General features: G+C 41.4%; 11 protein-coding genes and 2 pseudogenes. 2 read left to right on the top strand and 11 right to left on the bottom strand.

Annotated elements, in window-relative coordinates:
• From VM640_RS16835 to VM640_RS16815, 5 genes and pseudogenes are all read right to left on the bottom strand, one after another.
• Positions 1-207: pseudogene (locus VM640_RS16835) on the bottom strand (transposase); the annotation flags it as partial.
• Between the two features lie 195 nt (positions 208-402).
• Positions 403-834: an Hsp20/alpha crystallin family protein gene (locus VM640_RS16830; protein WP_325394324.1), complete on the bottom strand. Its 432-nt coding sequence runs from the start codon at positions 832-834 to the stop codon at positions 403-405.
• A gap of 112 nt (positions 835-946) precedes the next feature.
• Positions 947-1,144, bottom strand: coding sequence for a CopZ family metallochaperone (locus tag VM640_RS16825; protein WP_325394322.1), 198 nt, complete (start codon positions 1,142-1,144; stop codon positions 947-949).
• Between the two features lie 90 nt (positions 1,145-1,234).
• Positions 1,235-3,910: a heavy metal translocating P-type ATPase gene (locus VM640_RS16820; RefSeq protein WP_414648023.1), complete on the bottom strand. Its 2,676-nt coding sequence runs from the start codon at positions 3,908-3,910 to the stop codon at positions 1,235-1,237.
• Between the two features lie 82 nt (positions 3,911-3,992).
• On the bottom strand, positions 3,993-4,286 hold the full coding sequence (locus VM640_RS16815) for a metal-sensitive transcriptional regulator (RefSeq protein WP_325394326.1): 294 nt from the start codon (positions 4,284-4,286) through the stop codon (positions 3,993-3,995).
• 385 nt (positions 4,287-4,671) lie between these two features.
• On the opposite strand from VM640_RS16815, the gene VM640_RS16810 reads away from it, so the two are divergent.
• Positions 4,672-6,081 (top strand): branched-chain amino acid transporter BcaP, encoded by a 1,410-nt coding sequence (locus tag VM640_RS16810; protein WP_325394318.1) that lies wholly within the window; start codon positions 4,672-4,674, stop codon positions 6,079-6,081.
• 339 nt (positions 6,082-6,420) lie between these two features.
• Positions 6,421-6,633, top strand: a pseudogene (locus tag VM640_RS16805) (DNA polymerase IV); the annotation flags it as partial.
• Between the two features lie 41 nt (positions 6,634-6,674).
• Here the strand turns inward: VM640_RS16805 and VM640_RS16800 are convergent.
• From VM640_RS16800 to VM640_RS16775, 6 genes are all read right to left on the bottom strand, one after another.
• A complete protein-coding gene (locus VM640_RS16800) occupies positions 6,675-7,301 on the bottom strand; it encodes a hypothetical protein (RefSeq protein WP_325394316.1) in 627 nt (208 codons plus the stop codon).
• A 20-nt stretch (positions 7,302-7,321) separates the two neighbouring features.
• Positions 7,322-7,525, bottom strand: coding sequence for a hypothetical protein (locus tag VM640_RS16795; protein WP_325394314.1), 204 nt, complete (start codon positions 7,523-7,525; stop codon positions 7,322-7,324).
• 148 nt (positions 7,526-7,673) lie between these two features.
• Entirely contained in the window at positions 7,674-7,841 is a 168-nt protein-coding gene (locus VM640_RS16790) for a hypothetical protein (protein ID WP_325394312.1), read from the bottom strand.
• A 53-nt stretch (positions 7,842-7,894) separates the two neighbouring features.
• Complete coding sequence (locus VM640_RS16785; RefSeq protein ID WP_325394310.1) at positions 7,895-8,077, bottom strand: hypothetical protein; 183 nt, start codon at positions 8,075-8,077, stop codon at positions 7,895-7,897.
• 313 nt (positions 8,078-8,390) lie between these two features.
• On the bottom strand, positions 8,391-9,623 hold the full coding sequence (locus VM640_RS16780) for an NAD(P)-dependent malic enzyme (RefSeq protein WP_325394308.1): 1,233 nt from the start codon (positions 9,621-9,623) through the stop codon (positions 8,391-8,393).
• A 310-nt stretch (positions 9,624-9,933) separates the two neighbouring features.
• Positions 9,934-10,068 (bottom strand): fumarate hydratase C-terminal domain-containing protein (locus VM640_RS16775; RefSeq protein WP_325394036.1); only part of this gene is annotated, 135 nt, incomplete at its 5' end.

The following is a 10,068-nucleotide window of genomic DNA, read 5'->3' as shown; positions in this document are numbered from 1 at the left end:
ATGTTCTTCCTTCTCTACTAGGGCTTGTTCGGCGTCAGAAGGTCCTTTCTTGAATACATCAGACGCTCGTTCCAAAAACTCAGTCTTCCAGCGGCCAATCACGACGGGACTGATCTGATGCTTGGCAGCTAACTCATTAACTGTGTTCTCTTCCCTCAGTAATTGAAGGACGACTTGGGCTTTAAATTCTGGGCTGAAGTTTCTTCTCTAAATTCGTGTCTCACCTATGGGGTTCAGTATACATCGCCTACCGTCTTCCCAATCATATTTTAATTCTTACGTACTGACTTGCGCCGAAATCCGGAATAATAATGACCGTAATCAAAAACTACTTCGTGACATGCTCCTGTGGAATACAAGAGCCAAATCACGAAGTAGGCGTTGAGCTTCTATTTTGAGGAATTAATGGAAGTCCACTTCAATCGAACGCGCTGCTGGATGACGGTCTTTTAAAAAGGTAAGCTCTAATACTCCATTCTTATAAGTAGCATGTGAGCCATCAGCTTTAACCACAGCAGGCAAGGTGATCGTACGGTTAAATCGGCCAAAATAACGTTCTGAGTGATGGGAAAACTGCTCCGTTTCCGTCTTGCTCCGTTTCGTCTCTCCTTGAATCGTCAGCATATTTTCATTAACCTCAATATGCAAGTCTTCTTTATTTTCGATCCCGGGGATTTCTGCTGTAACAATCACGTTCTCCGGTGTCTCATCGACATCTACTCGATACAGCCATTTTGAAAGGTCTTCATTTCCTCTACCTGGGCGAAAATAACGATCCATCTCGTCCCAAATGGGTTCAAACATACGGAGTGGATCATAAGGAACTAACGCCATTGTTGTCACCTCACTACGAGTTATAATAAAGAAACTTCAGATAGAGTTTTTCTACTCCACCTGAAGTTTCCCTATCCAAAGCTTAGTATGGCAATTTAGCAAGAAATTATTCTTACTGGGCGCTGTATCCGGCTTCGACAACCGCCTTCACTAAATCTTCACGGTTGGCCTCACCAGCAACTACGGCTTCCCCTTTGGCAAGATCCACTTGTGCATCCTCTACGCCGTTAACACCGCGAAGTGCTTCTTCAACATGCATTTTGCAATGATTACAGGTCATTCCATCAACTTTTAAAGTCATTTTACTCATCTTTTTCACCTCCAAGGATGTATTTTATATTTCCTCTCCAGGCAGTATTAGGTTCAACCTAGAGAAATCGTACAGAACGAAAACTAACGCTTAAGCAGCAAGTTTTTTATCATAGCGTTTGAGCCAAAGCGAACTGGTTACGACGGATACCGAGGAAAAGGCCATTGCCAATCCAGCCCATTCTGGAGGTAATAGCTGACCGGTAATCGGGAAGAGTACACCTGCCGCAATCGGAATACCGATTGTATTATAAATCAAAGCCCAAAACAGGTTTTGCTTGATTTTAGCTAAGGTCTTTCTTCCCAACCGAATCGCTCGCTCGACATCGAGCAAGTCATTCCGGACCAAGACGACATCTCCGGTCTCTTTCGCGACATCTGTACCGGAGCCGATCGCAATTCCAATGTCGGCTTGAGCCAATGCTGGGGCATCATTGATACCATCACCTACCATAGCGACTTTCAACCCTTGGTCCTGATATTTTTTGACAATACTAATTTTATCCTGAGGTAAAACCTCGGCAATCACTTCATCGATCCCTACTTGCGAACCGACGACGTGCGCAACCTTTTTATTATCCCCCGTAATCATAAACGTCTTAATTCCTAATCGATGTAATCGGGCAATCGCTTCTTTTGTGCTTTCCTTCAGTACATCGGCAAGTGCGATTAAGCCGATCACTTGACCATCTAAGGCAACAAAGCTTGTGGTTTTACCTTCTTCAGCTAAACGCTGAAGCTCTTGCTCAGAGGAACCTAAACTGACCTTAAATTTCTGCATCAATTTCATATTGCCAATCAGAAGTTGCTGCCCTTCGTAGGTGCAAATTGTTCCATGCCCGCTTTCTTCCTGGTAATTTTGAACGTCTGGAATTGGTATATCTTCAGCTTTTGCTCGAGCTACAACGGCCAGAGCGAGTGGGTGAATCGAAGGATTTTCCCCTGCGGCTGCTACCTTAAGCAATTCTTTCTCAGAATATCCGTTAAAACTCACTAAATCCGTAACCTCAGGCTTTCCTTTAGTAAGCGTGCCTGTCTTATCAAAACCAATTGCCTGCAGTTTGGAAATTTCTTCTAAGACGGCCGCGGATTTGAACAAAATCCCTCGATTTAAACCCACGCCGCTTCCGACCATAATCGCGGTCGGTGTGGCTAAGCCCAACGCGCAAGGACAAGCAATGACCAGAACTGCAACTGCAGCAGTAAAAGCAAACACAAAGCTGCTATGAAGCAAGAAGTACCAGATCAAAAAAGTCAGCAAGGAAATCGAGACAACCGTCGGAACGAAATAGTTGGAAATCGTGTCCGCTAAACGTTGGATCGGAGGTTTAACTCCTTGCGCATCTTCGACCATTTTAATGATTCCCGAGAGCATGGTATCCTTACCCGTTTTGGTGGTCTTAACCTTGATACTTCCCGAAGAGTTAAGCGTTGCACCAACGACCGGATCACCCACTCCTTTATCCACCGGGATGGATTCTCCTGTAATCATCGCTTCATCAATACTCGCTTGACCCTCAATGATTTCACCGTCGATCGGGATCTTTTCACCAGGTTTGACAACGACGATATCTCCAATTTTTATACTTGAAGCGGAAACTTCTTTTTCTTCGCCATCAACCAGGATTCTTGCTTTATCGGCTTGAAGTTCCAGCAAACGTTTTAACGCTTGGCCTGCCCGCCCTTTGGCTTTCGCTTCAAGGTATTTTCCCAAACGCACAAAGGTGATCAGCAGTGCGGAGGTGTCAAAGAATGTCGGCCCTTCAAAGAAAATTTGCGGGAATGTCGTCATGACACTATATCCGTACGCCGCCGTAATTCCCAAGGCTACAAGCACATCCATATTCGCGGAACGATTTTTCAAGGCATGATAGGCTCCCCGATAAAACGTCCAGCCCGCCGTAAATTGGACAATCGTCGCTAAAATAAACATGCTATACAGGCTTATCTTACTCATGGGTAAATACATAAGCGGCATGATAGGTAAAGAAAGAACCGCACTAAAGATCAGCCAGTACAGCTGCTTTTTAACCGTTTTATCTTCCCGATCATCTTCCTTATTCTCAATCGGAGTGTAACCTGCATCTCTCACCTGTTCAAAGATTCCATCGAGGTTAATGACACTTGGATCAAACTCTACGTTTACCGTTTCCGTGGCAAAATTAACGTTGGCTAAGCTGACCCCTTGAGTATTTTTCAATTTCTTCTCAATCGTCAACGCACAGTTGGCACAGCTCATACCACTAACCTTGAACTGTTGCTTACCTTCTTCTTCAGCCTCACTATAGGCTCCATAGCCGAGATCCTTGACCTTAGCCAAAACGTCTTCTGTCTTCACCAGATTCGGATCATATTCTAAGGCCAATTTCTCTGAGGCAAAATTGACCGCTGCTAACTTTACGCCCGGCATTTTCGCTAAACCCTTTTCGATTGTTAAAGCGCAATTAGCACAGGTCATGCCCGTTAGTTTAAATTGCTGTTTTTCTTTTTCTTCATTTGGCATATTCAACTTGGGCACTTCCATAACTACCGGAGAGTCTTTCGTTTCCTCATGACTTTCTTCGGTAAGTGGTATAGTTGAATATCCTGCTTCTTCAATCGCGTGCTGAATACTCTTACGATCAATTAGGGACGAATCCCAGTTAAAGTTAGCTTTTTCTTCAGCTAAAGAGACTTGAACTTTTTCAATCCCTGGAAGACTTTCCAGAGCCTTCGTGACCCGCCGAACGCAATGTTCGCACGTCATCCCCAGTACCTTTATTTCCATATCGCGAACTTCACTCGCCATTATGCTCGCCTCACTTATTTGCTTCTTACTTAGTTTATCTCTTGACTTGAAAAGCGATGTCTTACTTCATCATTTTGAAAATGGTTTTGAGCACTTCATCCACGACTTCTTCGTCACCGGCTTGAAGCTGCTCTCGAACACAAGACTTCATGTGTTTTTCAAGTAGAAGTTTAGAAACCCCATTCAGGGCCGATTGTACTGAAGCAATTTGATTAAGGACATCGTCACAATACACATGCTTCTCAATCATTCCCTTAATACCTCGGACTTGACCTTCAATCCGATTCATGCGGTTAACTAACTCGCGAATCGTCTTTTCACTATGATGACTTGTCCGTTCGTCGCCCATACCCATTTCATGTTGGCAGCTCGGACAGGATTCAAAATCTTCATTTTCATCCACTTGTTATCACTCCTTCGGATATCTATATAGTATACCCCCCTATACTATATGTCAATTAAGATTTGATCTAGTTGAGTTTTCTGTGTTTTTGCAAGAATTATTCGTTCTTCCTCAAAAGCAAGCTGTCCAGATTAAGATATCTGGACAGCTCCGTCATACTCTTATAATTGCCGAAAAAACTTAAACTTAAAGATTTTAATAAAAAGAGGAATTAGTATAAAAGTTTCTGTCATGGACATGGTAATAACTGAACAATGACACCCCAAAAACCAGTATATTTGTTTAGTTCAGTCATCTATAATCACAAAAATATTAAAACAGAATGGAGAGAGCGATCATGAACCAACTCTTTCGCAAAAAGTCTATCGACCAGCTATTGTCAGAAACCCAAGGTAAAAGTGGATTAAAAAAGACCCTAGGAGCCTTAGATCTCACTATGCTTGGAATTGGAGCGATTATTGGTACAGGTATCTTTGTTCTAACCGGTGTAGCTGCTGCTAGATACGCTGGTCCTGGTCTTATTCTCTCATTTGTTGTTTCCGGAATTGCATGCGCATTTGCTGCATTGGTCTATGCTGAGTTTGCTTCTTCGGTTCCGGTCGCTGGGAGCGCATATACCTACAGTTATGTATCCCTTGGAGAATTTATGGCTTGGATCATTGGCTGGGACTTAATGCTGGAGTATTTGCTAGCGGCCAGCACTGTGTCGATAGGATGGTCGGGATATTTTCAAATACTGCTAAGTGGCTTTGGCATTAACCTTCCAGTTTGGGCAACTGGTGCTATTGGTAGTAGCCCTGGTGCCATATTCAATCTTCCCGCCGTCGCCATTGCTTTGATTATAACTTTACTGATCTCAAGGGGAGTCAAGGAGGCCGCACGTTTTAACAATATTATTGTTTTTGTCAAACTTGGTGCTGTCTTATTGTTTATTTTCGTTGCTGCTTGGTATGTTAAACCTGCCAATTGGACCCCTTTCCTTCCTTTTGGGTTCAAAGGAGTATTAGGCGGAGCAGCAGTTGTGTTCTTTGCCTACATCGGATTTGATGCAGTCTCTACCGCAGCTGAAGAGGTTATAGACCCGAAACGAGATATGCCCATTGGAATTATTGCCTCACTTGTGGTTTGTACCGTTCTCTATATTGTAGTTTCTCTGATTTTGACCGGTGTGGTTCCATACCAATTACTGGATGTTAGTGCACCTGTAGCCTTCGCCCTCCAGTATATCCATCAAGACTGGGCTGCTGGCATTATTTCCTTGGGTGCCCTCGGTGGGATTACGACCGTTTTACTCGTCTTCCTCTACGGCCAAACTCGTGTGTTCTTTGCGATGAGTCGTGACGGTTTATTACCTAAAATATTTTCCGACGTTCACCCAAAATACAAAACTCCCTTCATCAGTACCTGGTTGACGGGGATTGTCGTCGCTATTATCGCAGGCATCACGCCCATTAATACTGTGGCAGAGTTGGTCAACATTGGAACCCTTTCAGCGTTTGTTTTCGTTTCTATTGGAGTTATCGTTTTACGCAAAACCCAACCTGATCTCCCACGTTCGTTCAGAGTACCCTGGGTTCCATTGATTCCTATTTTAGCTGCAGCCTTCTGTCTTTTTCTGATGTTTCAACTTCCGCTTATAACCTGGATTCGCTTCTTTGTGTGGCTGGCCATTGGATTTGTCATCTATTTTGGTTACGGCATCCGCCACAGTGCACTCCCGAATCCGCAATCCCAAAACTCACAATGACCTTTCCTACAGTAATCCACCATCGCTTACACTTTGGGTATTGAAGAATAGCAAAGCCGCCAAAATCTCCGCTACATTCATCCGCGAATTCTTTGGTCTTAACTTCATGCAAAATACCTCAAAAAAACTATACTATATCGAACACCCTTTAATCATCATTATAGGCCATAAAGAGCTGATAAATGAAGGAATGACCGTAATAGTGAGAACATATGAGCCAATATGAAACATTATATTTATTGATTACGAACAAATATTCGCATATAATAGGTTTGATTATTTATGTAGAGGTGGTTATCGATGTCCAAGCGCATAATCATGCACATAGATGCCAATAGTATTGAAGAGTTATTTCTCGTTGGGAGAGCCACGAATAAGAAACTGCGGGATCGTGGCATCCGAACGATTGGAGAACTCGCTAACTGTGACCCTAAGTTACTCAGTAGCTTAAAGAGTCATGGAAGGCTGATCTGGAACTACGCCAACGGCATAGTCATAGAGAATTCTCCTGTGAAACCTGGCGGCAGCGTCCCTTTTAAGGGTCTTGGAAATAGATTTAAGTCTATACCACGGTTTCACCCTTTGTTTGTCTCTTAAAGAGAGATTTTATCACTTTTAGCTTCATCTATAATATTATAAAAGTATTGTTCAAAAAGGCTGAGCGAAGGGAAAAGCTTTTGCATAAAAGGATTGGTATTCGCCAGTTCAGTATTATAAGCTGCCGCCATAGAAAAAGTATCAGCAAATAATTCCGGCCAATATTCTGCTTCTACATTTTCCCTCTTGTTATGAAAGCCTTTCTCAAATATGGGGTAGAATGACTCGGGAACAGTATTATAGTCGCTAAGTTTAGCGACTAACAAGTGGCCTAACTCATGAGTCAAAATGTATTGGTCATCAGGTAATTCGTTTTCTTCAGCTAAGGCTGGATTGATAGCCGTGCAAGTAATGCTATTGATATAAGGCCAGTTGTGCATATTTACATTTCTTTGGGAGTAGTTTAAAGGAAATATAAAGACGGGAACTGGATTAGAAACCACTTTGGATAAATCAAACTTATCTTCGATAATTTTGAGAGTCTCTTCAATCCCCTGCTTATCAAGAGTAGGAGCTTGCGGTTCAATTAATTGAGAGTCAAAAAACTCTATAAGCATCTCTATGTTCTTGGTAAAATCAAGTCTATCTACGATTAAGCAAAACATGGCAATGATACCTAACACTGATTCTTCAGGGGTGAAAACTACATATCCTTGATTTGAACGATTTTGTGTTTTCTGAAATAACCAACTATCAAGTGCAATAAATAAGAGATATACATATTTTTCATAACCGCATTCGGTTCATCTAATAGAATTTTTAGGATCTTATTTAATTTTTGAACAGCTTCTTGCCTTCCTTTAACACTCAATAACCGCGTCGCGAGGTCTTGAACACTTTGGATCATGTCAAATCCTACTTCCTTTATGGTATCTTCCCCCAAATAATATCATTACCAGATCTGTATTATTTAACCTCTTTTCCCTATCGTACCTCAATAAAACAAGGCCAGCAAACTCTTCTTATTACAATAGAGTTCACTGGTCTTGTTTGTATTATTTTCTCTTGAGGTTATTCATTTTTCTTCGGAAATCCTGAATAATGGGATCTTTATCCGGGTCATAATGAAAATTCTTCATTGCGCCATCAACGATATCCTTGGCTAAGGTTTTTAGTTCTTTTTGGCGTTTTTCTTTCTTACTTTCAAAATGAAACAAGGGCATGATAACAACCTCCTAGGAGTATCATGTCCTATATTTATGCAATTTATAAATCATTAAGAACTTATTCGTATTTGTTTCATTTTTCTTTTAAAATCCTGTAAAACAGGATCTTTTTCCGGATTATATCGAGCTCGTGCCTGTTTTGCAGCGACCCTAATAGATGCATGAAGATCACTTGTTGGAGGAGTTGTAGGTTTCTCGTCTGTTCGATCCATTTTAAAGTTCATATGTGCCATGCTTAATTACCTCCTTGTCCTCTCTTCATCTTTATCATACCATTTTACTCCTTAGATTTTCAAGTTCTTGTTTGCAATAAATGATATACGCATGATCACTTAAATGTATGTTGAATCCGAAATAACTTTATGTCATCTTGGTAATTCATGATTGCGTCCTGTGTTTTTTGATCTAAATAGTAGTCAATTACAAAGTTATTATAATTCTTGATTATCAAGTTAATCGTCATGCGTGGCGCACAAAAAAAACGGTTTAGAATAATAATTCTAAACCATTTTACAATACATTTTTTCTCAAATGCCAAACAAAACCTTATCTTGTTTCTTGAAGTCTCCTGACCTTCTCAAAAATTTCTGCCGGATCCACCTTTATACGAGCAACCCCGCTATCCATAGCAGCTTTACTTACTGCTGCGGCAACAGTCGGAGCTAATCTTGGGTCGAACGCCTTAGGTACAATATAATCGGTATTGAGTTCGTCATCAGAGACCAAACTGGCAATTGCATAAGCAGCAGCAATTTTCATTTCTTCATTTATTTCTTTAGCCCTAACATCTAATGCGCCACGAAAAATCCCTGGAAAAGCGGAAACATTGTTAATTTGATTCGGCATATCCGAGCGTCCTGTACCAATAACCTTTGCGCCTGCTTCTTTAGCTAAATCCGGCATAATCTCTGGGACTGGATTAGCCATAGCAAAAATAATTGGAGCTTTAGCCATCGACTTAACCATTTCCTGCGTCACAGTATTGGCAACAGATACCCCGATAAATACATCTGCACCAACCAATGCATCGGCAAGAGAACCTTTAAGGAATTGGCGATTAGTCACTAGAGCAATTTCATCTTTATACTTGTTCATGCCAATTGGGCGGCCTTCATAAATTGCCCCTTTGCTATCACACATAATCACATTCTTAACACCCATACTCATGAGAAGTTTAATAATTGCTACTCCAGCTGCCCCAGCTCCATTAGTTACAACTTTAATTTCCTCAAATTTTTTATTTATTAATTTTAAGGCATTAATAAGTCCAGCCATTACGACAATTGCTGTCCCATGTTGATCGTCATGGAAGACTGGAATACTCATTTCTTTCTTTAGTCTCTCCTCAATTTCGAAACACGCAGGAGCCCCAATATCTTCAAGATTAATTCCTCCAAAGCAAGGTTCCATCATTTTAACCGTTTCTACAATCTTATCCGTATCGGTTGAGTTTAAGCAGATTGGGAAAGCATCAATACCGGCAAATTTCTTAAAAAGAACAGCTTTACCTTCCATTACTGGCATCGCCGCCCAGGCTCCGATATTACCCAAACCGAGAACGGCTGTTCCATTGGAAATAACTCCCACAAAATTTCCTTTATTGGTATAAGTATAAATATCTTCACTGTTCATTTGGATTTGTTTACAAGGTTCCGCTACACCAGGCGAGTATGCCAAGGCCAAATCGTGAGCATCCTTAACGTCTACCTTACTATAAACACCTAATTTTCCTCTTTTTTCACGATGTAATTCCAAAGATTCTTCTTCAATAGTTGACATAGTTTTGGCTCATCCTTTCAAATTTGATTCGCTTGCTAAAGAAAACCCGGCTTTCGCCGAGCATAGCGAGAACGAAAGCCGTTGGTTGCACTTATGCTATCTGCCCTAAACTTATACTTTCTGTTAGTAGAACAAATCCGGCTAACGCCGAACCACCGAGAACAGCCTGACCGATGTTTCCAGCAAAGGCTATAGAAATTTCAAAAATCATACCCTTGATAAGGTGACGATAATGGCCTCTATTAAAAATGGCTCTATGGTTATAGGAAGAGTGGTTAACCTCTCTTTATAACCATAGAGATTTTTATATTTATATTCTCCGATACTCTGCCTTTCCTAGTTCATATAAATTATTCCCCTCGTGATCAATAAGGACCATCACGGGGAAATCCTTGACCTCAAGTCGGCGTACTGCTTCTGGACCCAGTTCTGGATACGCAATCAC

The organism is Desulfitobacterium sp., from assembly GCF_035539115.1.
Classification (GTDB): Bacteria; Bacillota; Desulfitobacteriia; order Desulfitobacteriales; family Desulfitobacteriaceae; genus Desulfitobacterium_A.
The sequence above is the reverse complement of the archived record's forward strand: the minus strand, read 5'-3'. Positions and strand labels throughout refer to the sequence as shown.

Coding starts and splice junctions, on each gene's coding strand:
- VM640_RS16830 (WP_325394324.1), bottom strand. CDS start 834: ATGGCGTTAGTTCCTTATGATCCACTCCGTATGTTTGAACCCATTTGG.
- VM640_RS16825 (WP_325394322.1), bottom strand. CDS start 1,144: ATGAGTAAAATGACTTTAAAAGTTGATGGAATGACCTGTAATCATTGC.
- VM640_RS16820 (WP_414648023.1), bottom strand. CDS start 3,910: ATGGAAATAAAGGTACTGGGGATGACGTGCGAACATTGCGTTCGGCGG.
- VM640_RS16815 (WP_325394326.1), bottom strand. CDS start 4,286: ATGGGTATGGGCGACGAACGGACAAGTCATCATAGTGAAAAGACGATT.
- VM640_RS16810 (WP_325394318.1), top strand. CDS start 4,672: ATGAACCAACTCTTTCGCAAAAAGTCTATCGACCAGCTATTGTCAGAA.
- VM640_RS16795 (WP_325394314.1), bottom strand. CDS start 7,525: ATGATCCAAAGTGTTCAAGACCTCGCGACGCGGTTATTGAGTGTTAAA.
- VM640_RS16790 (WP_325394312.1), bottom strand. CDS start 7,841: ATGCCCTTGTTTCATTTTGAAAGTAAGAAAGAAAAACGCCAAAAAGAA.
- VM640_RS16785 (WP_325394310.1), bottom strand. CDS start 8,077: ATGGCACATATGAACTTTAAAATGGATCGAACAGACGAGAAACCTACA.
- VM640_RS16780 (WP_325394308.1), bottom strand. CDS start 9,623: ATGTCAACTATTGAAGAAGAATCTTTGGAATTACATCGTGAAAAAAGA.